We start from the raw sequence: 14,585 nt of genomic DNA, 5'->3' as shown, positions 1-14,585 counted from the left end.
GTCTATGTGCCCTTTCAAGCTGACATAAGCAAGTTCGGGCTTATAGAAGCGGTATATGTGACCTTCTAAGGAGAGACGAGCTAATTTGGTCATATAGAAGCGGTCTATGTACCCTTTCAGGATGCTATAAGAAAACACGGGCGCATATAAGCGTTCTATGTTACCTTTCACTGCTATTACAGCATAAAAGGTAATATATTAGTTCTTAAAAAGCATTAATAGTAATTAATAATTAAAAAAAGCAAGAGATGCATGCACTGCACCACTTGCTTTCTCTATGTTAACCCCATTCTTCAAAAAACTGTTCCAAATACACTTTGACAAATTGATGCCTTTTCTCAGCTAATCTCTTTGCGGATTCTGTGTGTAATGTATCTTTTAAGGTTAATATTTTATCGTAAAAATGTTGAACAGATGTTCCTTCTTTCTGCTCATCATGATAAATTAATTGTCCCTTTGCTCCACCATACGCAAACGTTCTTGCTATTCCAATTGCTCCAATCGCATCAATTCGATCAGCATCTTGAATAATTTTACCTTCAAGTGTAGTAGGAACTTTACCTTTACTAAAGGATATATTTTCAATAGCTAACCGGATGTTCGTAATTTGTTCGGTAGTTAAGTGAATTTCTTTTAGAAAATTATTCATTTTTACTAAAGCTTGAGCTGGATCAGAAAATAACTTATGGTCCCCTACGTCATGAAGCCAAGCGCCTGCTGTACAAATAAATTCATCTGCTCCTTCGTGAAGAGCAATCTTCCCAGCTATATGTGCAACACGCTTCAAATGAAAGAAGTCATGACCAGTGGCATCTTTTCCGAAGATTTCCTGACAATACGCTTGGATTGCTAATAATTGTTCTGGTTTGTTCATTAGAATAAACCTACAATCTTCCCATCGTCTGTTACATCCATATTTAAAGCGGCTGGTTTCTTTGGAAGCCCAGGCATGGTCATAATGTCTCCGGTTAAGGCGACGATGAATCCTGCACCTATGGAAGGACGAAATTCACGAATGGTAATTGTAAAATCTCTAGGACGACCTAGAAGGGTTGGGTTATCTGATAACGAGTATTGCGTCTTAGCCATACAAACTGGTAACTGATCCCAACCTTGTTGCTTATAGAATTCTAGCTGCTTTTTTGCTTGAGTAGAGAATTCGACTCCCTTTCCTCCGTATACATTATGAACGATTTTTTCAATTTTCGTTTCTAAGGAATCTTCTAATTCATAGACATGTTTAAAGTTCTTCTCACTCGTATCAATTGTCTGAACGATTTTCTCCGCTAATTCGACTCCGCCTTCTCCACCTTTAGCCCAAACATCCGTCAATGCTACTTGGTAGTTGTTCTCATCACACCAAGCTTTCAAATATTCTACCTCATTCTTTGTATCCGTCGGAAATTTGTTAATGGCCACAACAAATGGTAATCCAAAGTGTTGGATGGTCTCTACGTGTTTTTGGAGATTTTCCATTCCAGCCTTTAGAGCATCAATATTTTCTTCCGTTAATTGTTCTTTAGAAATGCCGCCATTCATTTTTAATGCTCGTATTGTAGCCACAATAACAACCGCATCAGGCTCAAAATCGCCTGCTCTTGTTTTAATATCCAGGAATTTTTCTGCTCCTAAGTCTGCCCCAAATCCTGCTTCCGTAACGACATAATCTCCTAGTTTAGCTGCTGTTTTTGTTGCAATAATACTATTACAACCGTGGGCAATATTTGCAAAAGGGCCACCGTGAATAATTGCGGGTGTATTTTCAATCGTTTGGACGAGATTTGGTTTAATGGCATCTTTTAATAAAAGGGTTAATGCCCCCTCCACTTCTAAATCACGAACATAAACTGGCTCTTCGTTGTATGTATATCCGATTACAATATTAGAAATTCGTTTCTTTAGATCCTCTAAATCATTAGCAAGGCATAGGATTGCCATTATCTCTGATGCGACTGTTATGTTGAATCCATCTTGTCTAGGGATTCCTTTTAATGGTCCACCAAGTCCGACTACAATTTCACGTAAAGCACGGTCATTCACATCCATTACTCGTTTAAATTCAATCCGACGAGGGTCGATTTGAAGTTTGTTGCCTTGATGGATATGATTATCGATCATGGCAGCAAGGACATTATTTGCACTAGTAATCGCGTGTAAATCTCCTGTGAAGTGAAGGTTTATTTCTTCCATTGGTAATACTTGTGAGTAACCTCCACCAGCTGCACCACCTTTAATACCCATTACTGGACCTAAGGAAGGTTCTCGTAGTGCAATGATAGCTTTTTTACCAATTTTATTTAATGCTTGTCCTAATCCAACTGTTACCGTTGATTTTCCCTCTCCAGCTGGTGTAGGACTAATAGCGGTAACTAATATCACTTTACCATCTGGTTTATTTTCGTATTTTGTTAATAATTTATCGGATAGTTTTGCTTTTGTATGACCATAAGGCTCCCAGTCATCAGTTGTTAAGTTTAATGATTGGGCTATATGTGCAATAGGCTTCAATGTTGCTTCTTGTGCTATTTCAATATCTGTTTTCAATCGTCATCATCCCTTCATAAAAAAATAGTTAAACCATACTATATCATACATAAAATCAGAAAAAGTTAATACAATAAGATTATACAATGATTATCAGTCAAATAACAGAGTGCTTAGATGATTCTGCATTTTTCAGTTAATTGAACTTGACTGACTAATCAAAGTAAGCTATAGTTGACACAAGCAAAGAAGATTTATGGATCATTAAAAAATGGTAGCTTCGATATGAAAGAAGTGGGTTCAATGATCCAATCTTTCTATCCTAGCTGCCTTTTTTGATACTCATGCTTCGACTTTGTATTAACACGTATTACGTGAAAGTTTTTAGGAGGATTAAGTTACATGGAAAACGGTGTAGTAAAATGGTTTAACGCAGAAAAAGGTTATGGGTTCATTTCTGTTGAAGGTGGAAATGATGTATTCGTTCACTATTCAGCAATTCAAGGTGAAGGTTTCAAATCATTAGAAGAAGGCCAAGAAGTGACATTCGAAATTGTCGAAGGTGAACGTGGTCCACAAGCTGCTAACGTAGAAAAAAAATAAACCTAAATAATAAATGATAAGGAGGCTGAATATAATCAGCCTCCTTTTTTGGGTGTAATGTGATAAGTTAAACCTTCTGAACAGTTGCCAGCGCCTTTTCTTCTGCAGGAATTCGAATTCGTAGCAACATAATATGAAGAATAGGAAAAATAACTGCAGTGACATAAGCCCCAAATAACATCGGAATAACAAATAATTCCACAGCAACAATAATATAATTTGGGTGTTTTACATATTTGTACGGCCCTTTTTTAATGAGTGCAACTCTTGGTAATACGATAATTTTTGTATTCCAAAATCTGCCTAATGAATAAATACACCAAAACCTGGCAAGTTGGGCAAGAAAGAAAACGCAAAAATAAAAGTAGTGAAAAACAACTTCTTGTTGCCCTAATTTCATCATCGTTTCTAACAAAATACTAATAAAAAATAATGTGTGAAGGTAAATAAACCATTTATAATGGGTTGCACCTTTCTCTACCCCACCTCTTGCCTTCATCCACTTTTCATTATTTTTGGCGATGACAAGCTCTACCAACCGTTGACCAATAATAAAAAGAATTAATAGCCACATCCATAATTCCATTATCTATCCCACTCCAACAATAATATTTCTGAACTAAATCCTGGACCAAGTGCGGTTAGTACTCCCTTATCCCCTATGTTCATCTTTTCTTCAAGCCATTTTCCTAAAACATATTGAACCGTAACAGAAGACATATTTCCATGTTCTTTTAATACTTCTTTGGAATAACGAATCTTACTAGCTTGTATATGTAATGCTTCCATCATTGCTTCAAGTACTTTTTTTCCACCAGGATGAGCAATAAAAGCACTTAACTTGTCCGAAGTTAAGTTAACTTGATGTAAAAATTCCTCCATATGCTTTTTCCAAATCTTATGAACTAGAACAGGAATACTTTTTGAAAAAATAACTTCAAACCCAGTATTAATAACCTTCCAGCCCATGACATCGGTACTCTCTTTTTCAGTGTAAGAACTATAACTTTTAATAAAAGGTGAAGGTCTCGTTAATGATTTTCTGAACGGTGATTGCTCTCCAAGCAGTAAGACTGCACTTACTCCATCACCAAATAATGCTGTTCCAATTAGATTACTCTTTGTTTGGTCCGTTTTTTGGAAAGTTAAGCTACAAAATTCACAATTCACAATAAGGGCATTCTTTTCAGGATTAGCTTTTAACCAGTTATATACTCTTGATAAGCCAATCGCTCCCCCTGCACAACCAAGACCCCAAAGCGGCATTCTCTCGACATCTCGTCGAAAAGGTCTTTCATTCATTAGATACGCATCAATAGATGGAGTTGAAATACCAGTACTAGTTACAAAGACAAGCAAATCGATATCTTCATACGAAATATGGTCTTGTAATGGTGAAGAGTTGATGCAATTGTCCATTGCTTGTAGCGAATAAGTGATGGCATGTTGTTGGAAAAGGTGGTTTCTATCTTCAAAGCTATGGTCTTTTAGAAACCACTGTTCAGGGACAACAAATTGCCTTTTATGAATTGCAGCATGATCAAAAACAGGCAATAAACGTTTTACTTCTCTCTCATTATAGTGAAATAAATCTTTTACTAAATCTTTTACTCTATCTTGTGTAAGTTCGTATTCTAATATCCCCTGACCAACAGAACATACAATCGCCATAATCTCACCTTTTCAATGTCGTTAATAAGGTTAGTTTGTGGCTGTTTTCAAAATTTATTACTTATTTTTACATATTTCTGCCACAATTATTTTAGGCCTTTTTGCCTAAAATTCAGGCGTATCAATGGTTCTAAGCGACAATTGAACAAAAATTGAACGTTTGAATTTTGGTATTTTTTTCACTGGAAAGTTGTGTATGATGAAAGTGCAATAACAATTACAAATGAAAAAGGGAGGAAATCTCGAATGCAAAATTTACAAAAAAACAATGCATCTGAGAAAGAGAAGCCCGATCTAAAAGGTACTTTTGTTTCGGTCATGATTTTAGGAATTTTGATTGTAGTAAGTTGGATTGGTGCTTTCGCATTATTTCTATCAAGGTAAACTAGTCAAAAGGAGTGTGTATGATTATGCATCTGCATAAGTATGAAAAAATTTGGTTAATTTTTGGGATTGGTTCCTTAATCGTATTCCTAGTTGTACTAGGATATGGAGCTTTCTGGCAAGGTACTCATCCACAAAGTCATGGAGTTACCATTGATCCGAATAACATTGAATCAAATGAAGCATTCAAACCAGAAAATTTAGGATTAACAAAAGTAAGCGATGATAAGTATATTGTTAACATTGCTGCTAGTGCTTTCTTCTATGACTTTGGTAAAGATGAAGAAGGAAAAACAGTTAATCATATTAGAATCCCTAAAGGATCAACAGTGTTATTCCAAGTTGCTACAAAAGACGTTGTACACGGATTTCATGTAGCAGGAACAAACGTTAATATGATGGTTGAACCTGGCTATGTAAGTAGCCTTGAAACGGTAATGGATAAACCTGGTACATACACCGTCGTATGTAACGAATACTGTGGTCTTGGGCATCACTTAATGTATGCAACTGTGGAGGTGTATGAATAATGGCATTAGCAAAAAAATTAGATCCTACGAAAGTAACACAATCATTACCTATTTCGAAGCCTGAATCAAGACTTTATATGTCATTTATTTCAGTAGCATTTATATCATTATTAATTGGTGGATTAATGGGATTACTCCAAACTCTAGTACGCTCGGGAAAATTCACCCTACCATTTGGAATTGATTATTATCAAGTATTAACAGTTCACGGTGTTATTCTTGGACTTGTACTTACTACTTTCTTTATTGTTGGTTTCCATTTAGCAGCAATGGGTAAAACGGTTGGTATCTCAGAACAACAACTACGAGTAGCATGGATTGGTTTCTGGATGATGTTCTTTGGTACGGCTATGGCTGCTACTACTATTCTACTTGGTGAAGCAAGTGTACTTTATACATTCTATGCACCATTACGTGCTCATCCTGTATTCTATATCGGACTTGCATTAGTAATTGTTGGTAGCTGGATTGTCGGCTTTGTAAACTGGCATCAATTAGCTGTTTGGAAAAAAGCACACCCAGGTAAAAAATCACCACTACTTGCATTCATGGTTACAATTAATACATTAATGTGGTTTATTGCATCGTTAGGTGTTGCTGTTGCTGTACTTGTTCAATTTATTCCATGGTCACTTGGCTATGCTGAAACAATCAACGTACTATTAAGTAGAACATTATTCTGGTATTTTGGACATCCATTAGTGTATTTCTGGTTGTTACCTGCTTATATGGCATGGTATGTCATGATTCCAAAAATTATCGGTGGTAAAATCTTTAGTGATTCATTAGCAAGAATGTCATTTGTATTGTTCTTATTCTTCTCCATACCTGTAGGATTCCACCACCAATTAACAGAACCTGGTATTGATCCTACTTGGAAGTTTATTCAAGTTACGTTAACAATGATGGTTGTTATTCCGAGCTTAATGACTGCCTTCTCTTTATTTGCAACATTTGAAATTACAGGTCGCAGAAAAGGTGCTAAAGGATTATTCGGTTGGTTCAAGAAATTACCTTGGAAAGATGTTCGTTTCCTTGCACCATTTATTGGTATGTTAGCATTCATTCCTGGTGGTATTGGCGGTATTATTAACGCATCACACCAAATGAACTCTTTAATTCATAATACAATCTGGGTTACAGGTCACTTCCACTTAACAGTGGCAACAACAGTAATGTTAACATTCTTTGGTATTAGTTATTGGCTAATTCCACATTTACGTGGACGTAAATTAACACCACAAATTAACCGTCTTGGTATTATTCAAGCAATTATTTGGACGGTTGGTATGACAATTATGTCCGGTGCAATGCATATCGCTGGTCTTCTCGGTGCACCACGTCGTTCTAGTTACTCAGAATATGCTGGTGGTGACCAAGTTACAGAATGGATCGGTTACCAAATGGCACAAGCAATTGGTGGCACAATCTTGTTCATTGGTATTATCCTAATGGTTTACATCTTTATCAAACTTACATTCTTTGCACCTAAAGGTGAAGAAGAATTCCCTATTGCAGAGGAAGAAGAAGATGCAGAACCAACTCCAGCTTGGTTTGAAAACTGGAAAATGTGGATTGGTATTACTATTGTATTAATTTTAGCAGCATATACAATCCCAGTAATCGATATTATACAACATTCTCCACTAGGTTCAAAACCATTTGACTTCCCTATTGGAAGATAAAATTAGTTAGAAGTTGAGACAATAATTCTATCAAGGGCAAATTCAAACATTGATTTAGTGCATATCACCCGCTCCGGAAATATACTTCGCTTTCACTTTCGAGTACAAGTGCGACAACCGCTCGAAAGTACCATCGCGGTGTCTTCTTTGCCGTGGGCGGCTGGTAAGCCTCCTCAGAGCTAAAGCTCTTGCGGGGTCTTACCGATGCCTATCCTCCCACAGGACAAGGAATGCTTCGGCAGCGATACATCGCACGAAGAAAAAGCGTTCTCCTTTTTCGAGGAGTCTCCGTATATTTCCGGGGCTGATGTGGTGTTCGTGCTTATGTTATCCCTTTGATTGAGTTTTGTCCCAACTTTTTTTATGGTTAAAATTTATAAATATCCTTATACTTCTCTGTTAAGTACTGGATTAAATAATCTGGGTTGAGTCCTTCGCCGGTGACGTCTTTGATAATTTCCAGTGGCTTTTTCATTTTTCCGTATTGGTGGATATGGTTTGTAAACCACTCGCGGATGGCTGAGAAGTCTCCGGAACGAATGACTTCATCGACATCAACAGTCTCTCTCAATTTATTATTAAACTGAGCGGCATACATATAACCTAGAGCATAGGACGGAAAGTAACCGAAGTCTCCTCCTGCCCAGTGTATATCTTGCAGTACCCCTTCCCTATCATTAGATGGTTTCACTCCAAGATATTGTTCCATTTTTTCATTCCAAAGCTGAGGTAAATCCTTCACTTCTATTTCGCCATTAATTAATGCTTTCTCTAGTTCATAACGTACCATAATATGAAGAGGATATGTTAATTCATCTGCTTCAATTCTTATCAGTGATGGTTGAACTACATTTACAGCATGGTAAAAATCTTTTAAATCAACTTCATTAAAATAACTCGGTGCATGTTCTTTAAATAACTCAAAATGAGATTCCCAAAATTCTTTATTTCGACCTAGGAAATTCTCCCAGAATAACGATTGGGATTCATGGATCCCCATAGATGTTCCAGTTGCAAGTGGAGTTCCTTCCAAATCTTTATTGATATTCTGTTCATATAGCGCATGACCTGCTTCATGGATAATTCCAAATACGGCGGTTCGAAAATCTTCTTCATCATAACGGGTAGTTATCCGTACATCGTTTAAATTAATAGTTATTTCAAATGGATGGATCGTATCATCTAGTCTACCTGCATCAAAATCATAGCCCATACGTTTAATTACTTCAATGGATAGAGCTTCCTGATCTTTTTTAGGAAATGTTGTTTGTAACAAATCTGTGCTTGGCTTCACTTGGCTCTGTTGAATCTTTTGAAGTAAATCCGTTAATGCTTGACGTACTTTAGGAAAGACATCATCTAAAGTTTTAACAGTAACACCAGGTTCATAATTATTTAATAACGCGTCATAAATATTCTCTTCATATCCCCAGTAATTTGCAAACTTCTTATTAAAATCTACTAGTTTCTCTAAATATGGTTGGAATAGTGAGAAGTCTGCTTTCTCACGAGCTTCTTGCCATACTGCCTCGGATTTAGATTGAAGCATTACAAACTCTTTATACTCTGCCTCTGGAATCTTTCGGTTCTTCTCATATGTTTCTAAACATTCCTCTACAGATTTTTGTATAATCTCATTTTCTGTTTTTCCATTTAATTCATCAATGAAATGCTTCATTTGATCAGATACTTGCATTTGATGTAATTTTTGAGATAAATAGCCGACAACTTCAGAGCGTTGTTCTACTCCTTTTTTCGGAATATTCGTCCGTAAATCCCAATGAATTAATGTAATTGCTTCACGTAAAGCATTCTGTTCATTTAAATATTCCAGAAAAGCGTCTTCCATTTCTTTAATATTCCCCATTATATATCCCCCTTGATTTTCTTACCAAAGTACTGATAATAATCTGTCTTAATAAAGCCATTAAATAATTTCCGTTTTTTCGTTGCTTGTTGGCCATACACGTTTTCAAATGCTTCATAGGCTGTTAATAGATAAACACTCCAAGATGGATGGTTTTTCATAATATTACCTAAGTCTCGGTACATTTCTTTAACATCTTCTTCCTCACCTAATCGTTGTCCATAAGGAGGATTTGTAATAATATAACCATTATCTTTTCGAATCGTTAAATCACTCACTTGCATTTGCTTATACGTTATTAAATCACCTAGTCCGGCTTCCAAGCTATTATTCTTAGCGATATCAATCATTTTATGGTCGATATCACTACCTATAATTTCTAATTTCACATCGTATTTTGCTAGATCTTCTGCTTCTTGAAAAGCATCGTCCCAATGTTTCGAACGAATAAAATGCCAATCCTCTGAGGCAAACTCTCGATTAAAGCCAGGAGCTATATTTTGGCCAATTAATGCAGCTTCAATTGGAATTGTACCAGAACCGCAAAACGGGTCAATTAATGGAAATTCAGAACGCCAATTAGTTAGTAGAACAAGAGCTGCTGCCATCGTTTCCTTTAAAGGTGCTTCCCCTTGTCCAATACGATAACCTCGTTTATGTAACCCAACCCCTGAAGAATCGAGCGTTAGTAAGGCCACATCTTTTAATAAAGAAACTTCAACTTTATACATTGCCCCTGTTTCAGGCATTTTAGATACCATTCCATACTTTCTTTTTAAACGTTCAGCAATAGCTTTTTTAACAATTTTTTGACAGTCAGGAACGCTAAATAAAGTTGATTTAACAGATTTTCCTGTGACAGGAAATTGACCATCTTCACTTATGTAATTTTCCCAGTCGAGTGCTTTTGTCCCTTCGAACAACTCATCAAATGTCGTTGCTTTAAATTCCCCTACTACAACTCTTACTCGATCTGCTGTGCGTAACCAGAGATTACATCTTGGAATTGCTGAGATAGGTGCTTCAAAGATAACCTTTCCATTATCAACTTGTACGTCATATCCTAATTCTCGAACTTCATCAGCTACAACAGATTCTAATCCCATTGCAGCAGTTGCTATAAGTTTAATTTTTTTAGCCATGAATAAATTCCCTTCCACTTTTTATGCAATATCGTTAGTGTACCACAAAAGGAAGATAAAAATAAAATAACCTTTCTGCTAATTTAACAGAAAGGTTATATCCTAATCATATGTAGACCGCTGAATGCTCGATAAGCCATGTTCTGTACCATTGTACTTCAAACGGTGGTCAGCCTCGTACCCAGGTTGTAATCATCTATCTACAGGTAAAATACCTGTCCCTCGTTCGGTTCATTTCCCTAATAAAGGATGCCCCTACCATAATTTGGGTTGCTCACTCGTGGGGTTTACCTCGTTCCACCTAAAGTGTTTCCACTTTAGCTCCGTCACTGTGGCACTTTCAAGGATAGAATTCCATATCCATATGGACTTAGGAACTTCACCTGCCGTTAGCGCATGCGCTACCTTGACTTATGAATTCGTCAAGCACGAACACTACAAACATCGCAGTTTGTGTGAGCATGGACTTTCCTCTGCAATTAAGCAGCGATTACATGAGCATTCAAGCCTTTGCTAATAGTTATCATAACATATTTTGTTTCAGAAATCATTGGAAAAAATAGTTAAAATTTAAGAATCCGCATTAACATACTTGCTTCCACCAAATACAGCCTTCTCTAAATTAGATAGACGTTTTAACACATCATAATTCACTTGATGTGGAACAGCATTTGTTGATCTAGTACGTGCTTGCCCTTCATTTGATTTTTTAAGTCGTGCAATTTCTTGTTTTAGTCGGTCAATTTCTTGTCCAAATGCTTCATAATCTTGAATAACAATATCTAGGAATTCATCTACTTCTTCTTGGTTATAGCCTCGCATAGCTGTTTTAAAGTCTTTTTCAAGAATATCTTTTCCGCTTAATTGTACTCTTGCTTGCATGTTTATCACCTCTCATATTTTTAAATCCATAGTTGTATTAATAAATAGATACTTTACTATATGTACGTGCTCTATTATTTATTATAGCAAAAAAACAAGAAGCAGGACAATCTGCTTCTCCTATTTTATGTACTACTTCTCCATGTCTGTTTTTTGGAATGAGAATGGTAGTAGTTCGTCTACCGTTACTGACATCGTGTTAGAGTCTAAGTTCGTTAAATGGACAGTCATATCTGCGTCAAAGAATTCACTCATTACTTGTCGACATGAACCACATGGTGGTACTGGTCGATCAGTGTCCGCAGCAACAGCCATTTCTACGAATTCCGTTTCTCCATCTGAGATCGCTTTAAAGATAGCTACTCTTTCTGCACATAAAGAAACTGGGTAAGCTGCATTTTCTATATTACATCCTGTATAAATTTTCCCGGATTTTGTTAAGAGTGCTGCACCTACAGGAAAATTAGAATACGGTACATAAGCACGTTCTCTAATACCTCTTGCTTTTTCAATCAACTCATGTTTCATAATAACCCATCTCCCCTTAATCTTGTAATGTGTGGAAGCTAATTATAGTTAATGGTATCGATAATGTAAAGAATGATGGAATTAATTCATATCCTCTACTGCTCGTAATAATTGGTCAAAAACATAGAGAACTGATTTATATAATTCCATATATCTACGTCTTCTTACATCAATATAATAACTATGCATTAATAATAATTCCATATTTTCTCTTGTTGATACAATTTGATTTGGATGTACACTTATCTTGCTCTCTTTAATAATACTTAATGCAAGTTCTTCCCACTTTGCAAGAAGCTCATAGATTGGGTCGGTATTATTCTTTACCATTTCAAAGAAGTCTTTATCTCTTCTATCAGTAGGTGGATTCCCTTGATTGAATAATTCCTTTAATCGATCTAATTCTATTTTTAACTGGTTCGTGTAATTGACTATTTGCATGATAACGCCTCAATTCTGGATGTACTAACATTATTTTATCACTATTTTGGTAGTATAGTGTGTAAAATGTGTCCTATCTATTTCTATAATACCATAATTATCCAACATCAATAAAAATTAAAATAGAAAAAACCAAGGTAATTTCCTTGGTTTTTAAGAGATTATGCTTCTAATTTTATACTTTCATCGTACCTAAATACTCTGATAAATATTCGATTTTATTTAATTGGCGCTCATATTTTTCTTGGACGGTGTGATCAATTTTTAGTATTAATTTTTGTTCCGAAATTCGGGCCATATCGCTTAACTTTAACAACGCTTCTTCAAAATCTTTACGAGGAAGGCCGTATTCTATGCTCTCTACTAGTTTAGGTAATCCCATCATGATCCTCCTTCTAAAAAAATTCGTATTTCATCAGTTAATTAACTAATTCGCCACCCCTTCCTCTCTCTCCTTCCTGTTCGACAAAACTAGAAGGGATGATACAAAACTAGTGTTTTTACTCATCTTTTATTGGAAATTAGACAAACTAAACATATAAAGGAGGTTTTACAATGAAGGATAAATTAAAAAATAAGCAAAAAGAGAATTTAAATGGTAAATCACTCAAAACAGGTGATAAAAAATTAAATGGACCAAACCGTCCGTCAACATAACTTAGAAAAGTGGATGGCTAAGAGAAAATTTGTTTCTTTTAGTCATCCACTTTATTTAACGCTTTTTTAACATAATGGTAAGCAAAAAGAAGATTTCGTTTTTGGTAGAATGATTGTCCTACCTCTTTGATTTCAAAAGTTTGCCAAGTATACCATTTCTTTCTTATACCCCCCAATTTATACCAATCATTTCGAATATTATCTTGATGATCAACTATAGGGTATAAAAGTCGTAGCATTGGACTTTTCGGAAGGTTAATAGAAAATAATTGTTCATAATCCCTCCTTGAACCAGTATGTTCTACTTGGAGGAGAAATTCGATTAAACTAGTATGAATTTGAGGGTGAAAAATTTGTGACGCAAGTTTCTTTCCAAGAGTGATACGGTTAGTCACTTTGGTAAACCCATGTACAAATTCACCATATAAATTTCCGTTAGAAGTCGGAAGTAATACAGCATTTAACATGAGATAATTCTGAAGTAAATAAGGAGCCCTTAAAAATATATGTTGCTTAAAAAAAGGTTGCATAATAACTGGACGCTGAATGACATTCTGTTCATTTATTATTAAAGCAGCCATGAGTCGTTTTTTATTATTTGTCTTCTTAAAATGTTTCCATTCCTTAATCATAAAAGAAGAGACACGTAATTCTTTTAAACAAGTTTCCCAAGGTATAGGAACACTTTTAGATAGTTCATATAATAGTAATTGCGGATATGCATCTGAAAAGATTAACCAATTCGCTCGTTCATAAGTCATGAATAGTTGTTGCCGCTCATTCTTATTTAGCATGTGTTTATATGGTGGTAATTCTAAATCCGTCATATTCCAACCAGCATTTCTAGATACAACAGTTGCAACTAGTGCCCATTGTATTTCTGGGTGTTTAAAGTAAAAATCTTGATAAGCTTTCGTCCGCGCAATGTTGTCTATATTATACTTCTCTGTTTGTTTTATTATATAATATAGGTATTCTTGGTATTGTTGTAGATTCTTCACTTAGGCAACCCAACCTTAAATCTGTGATAAATTTAGTAACTTTTTGAGGTAAAAGTAACACTTTTTTATTTTTTCTGCTATGATACTGATTATGCTAAGGGGGGAAACCCATGAATTATCCAAATGGGAAAAAAGCACAACCGCTAAGTAATCAGACAAACCAAACATTTTCTAACCGTGGGATGACACTTGAAGATGATATTAACCAAACAAATCAATATTATTTAGACGTGGATAAAGCAGTCATCCACAAAAAACCGACACCAATACAAATTGTTAAAGTAAACTATCCAAAACGAAGTGCAGCAGTTATAACAGAAGCATATTTTAAACAAGCTTCGACGACCGATTATAATGGCTTATATCGTAATTATTACTTGGATTTTGAAGCAAAAGAAACGAAGAATAAAACTTCCTTTCCTTTAGCAAATGTCCATGAGCACCAAATTAAACATATGGAATCTATTGTTAAACATGGTGGTATTGCATTCATTATCATTCGTTTTACTGTTCATAATGAAACATATTTATTAGAAGCAGAGAAATTATTTCCCTATTGGTATGAAAAGCAAGCGAGTGGTAGAAAATCAATACCATATAAAGAAATTAAACAAACTGGATACTTAATTCCCTTTAAGTACCAAACAAGAGTTGATTACCTTTCTATTATTGATCAACTATATTTTAATAACCATTAGAGTTAGAAACGA

17 protein-coding genes and 1 other RNA gene are annotated in these 14,585 nt (G+C 35.4%); 6 read left to right on the top strand and 12 right to left on the bottom strand.

Annotation, left to right across the window (positions count from 1 at the left end):
• Positions 1-280: 280 nt before the first annotated feature.
• Complete coding sequence (locus IEV35_RS01030) at positions 281-874, bottom strand: HD domain-containing protein (protein WP_188382820.1); 594 nt, start codon at positions 872-874, stop codon at positions 281-283.
• Entirely contained in the window at positions 874-2,544 is a 1,671-nt protein-coding gene (locus IEV35_RS01025) for a formate--tetrahydrofolate ligase (RefSeq protein ID WP_188382819.1), read from the bottom strand. Before IEV35_RS01025 ends, IEV35_RS01030 begins: the two co-directional genes overlap by 1 nt.
• A gap of 342 nt (positions 2,545-2,886) precedes the next feature.
• On the opposite strand from IEV35_RS01025, the gene IEV35_RS01020 reads away from it, so the two are divergent.
• A complete protein-coding gene (locus IEV35_RS01020; protein ID WP_188382818.1) occupies positions 2,887-3,087 on the top strand; it encodes a cold-shock protein in 201 nt (66 codons plus the stop codon).
• A gap of 67 nt (positions 3,088-3,154) precedes the next feature.
• On the opposite strand, the gene IEV35_RS01015 is transcribed toward IEV35_RS01020, so the two are convergent.
• On the bottom strand, positions 3,155-3,673 hold the full coding sequence (locus IEV35_RS01015; protein WP_188382817.1) for an isoprenylcysteine carboxyl methyltransferase family protein: 519 nt from the start codon (positions 3,671-3,673) through the stop codon (positions 3,155-3,157).
• Complete coding sequence (locus tag IEV35_RS01010) at positions 3,673-4,758, bottom strand: type III polyketide synthase (protein ID WP_188382816.1); 1,086 nt, start codon at positions 4,756-4,758, stop codon at positions 3,673-3,675. The genes IEV35_RS01015 and IEV35_RS01010 overlap by 1 nt, the downstream gene beginning before the upstream one ends.
• 246 nt (positions 4,759-5,004) lie before the next feature.
• On the opposite strand from IEV35_RS01010, the gene IEV35_RS01005 reads away from it, so the two are divergent.
• The 3 genes from IEV35_RS01005 to IEV35_RS00995 are packed head-to-tail and all read left to right on the top strand — an operon-like array spanning position 5,005 to position 7,357.
• Positions 5,005-5,142: a cytochrome c oxidase subunit 2A gene (locus IEV35_RS01005; protein WP_188382815.1), complete on the top strand. Its 138-nt coding sequence runs from the start codon at positions 5,005-5,007 to the stop codon at positions 5,140-5,142.
• Positions 5,143-5,168: 26 nt separating this feature from the next.
• Positions 5,169-5,672, top strand: a complete 504-nt coding sequence (locus IEV35_RS01000; protein ID WP_188382814.1) for a cytochrome c oxidase subunit II — start codon at positions 5,169-5,171, stop codon at positions 5,670-5,672.
• Positions 5,672-7,357, top strand: a complete 1,686-nt coding sequence (locus IEV35_RS00995; RefSeq protein WP_188382813.1) for a b(o/a)3-type cytochrome-c oxidase subunit 1 — start codon at positions 5,672-5,674, stop codon at positions 7,355-7,357. Before IEV35_RS01000 ends, IEV35_RS00995 begins: the two co-directional genes overlap by 1 nt.
• Before the next feature lie 367 nt (positions 7,358-7,724).
• Here IEV35_RS00995 and IEV35_RS00990 read toward each other — a convergent pair whose 3' ends face one another.
• From IEV35_RS00990 to IEV35_RS00960, 7 genes are all read right to left on the bottom strand, one after another.
• Positions 7,725-9,224, bottom strand: coding sequence for a carboxypeptidase M32 (locus tag IEV35_RS00990; protein WP_188382812.1), 1,500 nt, complete (start codon positions 9,222-9,224; stop codon positions 7,725-7,727).
• On the bottom strand, positions 9,224-10,366 hold the full coding sequence (locus IEV35_RS00985; RefSeq protein WP_188382811.1) for a THUMP domain-containing class I SAM-dependent RNA methyltransferase: 1,143 nt from the start codon (positions 10,364-10,366) through the stop codon (positions 9,224-9,226). Before IEV35_RS00985 ends, IEV35_RS00990 begins: the two co-directional genes overlap by 1 nt.
• Positions 10,367-10,493: 127 nt before the next feature.
• Positions 10,494-10,868: RNase P RNA component class B (gene rnpB / locus IEV35_RS00980), an RNA gene on the bottom strand.
• Positions 10,869-10,936: 68 nt separating this feature from the next.
• A complete protein-coding gene (gene gpsB, locus IEV35_RS00975; RefSeq protein ID WP_188382810.1) occupies positions 10,937-11,248 on the bottom strand; it encodes a cell division regulator GpsB in 312 nt (103 codons plus the stop codon).
• Positions 11,249-11,380: 132 nt separating this feature from the next.
• Positions 11,381-11,776: a cytidine deaminase gene (locus IEV35_RS00970; protein ID WP_373284674.1), complete on the bottom strand. Its 396-nt coding sequence runs from the start codon at positions 11,774-11,776 to the stop codon at positions 11,381-11,383.
• Positions 11,777-11,857: 81 nt separating this feature from the next.
• The gene (locus IEV35_RS00965; protein WP_188382809.1) at positions 11,858-12,217 is read right to left on the bottom strand and encodes a YppE family protein; all 360 of its coding nucleotides are present in this window, start codon (positions 12,215-12,217) and stop codon (positions 11,858-11,860) included.
• A 175-nt stretch (positions 12,218-12,392) separates the two neighbouring features.
• Positions 12,393-12,599 carry a hypothetical protein gene (locus IEV35_RS00960; RefSeq protein WP_188382808.1) on the bottom strand — a complete coding sequence of 69 codons (207 nt, stop codon included), beginning with the start codon at positions 12,597-12,599 and terminating at the stop codon, positions 12,393-12,395.
• 173 nt (positions 12,600-12,772) lie between these two features.
• On the opposite strand from IEV35_RS00960, the gene IEV35_RS00955 reads away from it, so the two are divergent.
• Positions 12,773-12,874 (top strand): spore protein, encoded by a 102-nt coding sequence (locus tag IEV35_RS00955; protein WP_188382807.1) that lies wholly within the window; start codon positions 12,773-12,775, stop codon positions 12,872-12,874.
• A gap of 38 nt (positions 12,875-12,912) precedes the next feature.
• Here the strand turns inward: IEV35_RS00955 and IEV35_RS00950 are convergent, their stop codons facing one another.
• Complete coding sequence (locus IEV35_RS00950; RefSeq protein WP_188382806.1) at positions 12,913-13,875, bottom strand: DUF2515 family protein; 963 nt, start codon at positions 13,873-13,875, stop codon at positions 12,913-12,915.
• Between the two features lie 110 nt (positions 13,876-13,985).
• On the opposite strand from IEV35_RS00950, the gene recU reads away from it, so the two are divergent.
• Positions 13,986-14,573: a Holliday junction resolvase RecU gene (gene recU, locus IEV35_RS00945; protein WP_188382805.1), complete on the top strand. Its 588-nt coding sequence runs from the start codon at positions 13,986-13,988 to the stop codon at positions 14,571-14,573.
• Positions 14,574-14,585: the final 12 nt, after the last annotated feature.

This window comes from Ornithinibacillus halotolerans, assembly GCF_014637405.1.
Taxonomy (GTDB): Bacteria; Bacillota; Bacilli; order Bacillales; family Amphibacillaceae; genus Ornithinibacillus; species Ornithinibacillus halotolerans.
Note: the sequence above shows the minus strand (reverse complement) of the source record. Positions and strands in the feature narration are given on the sequence as shown.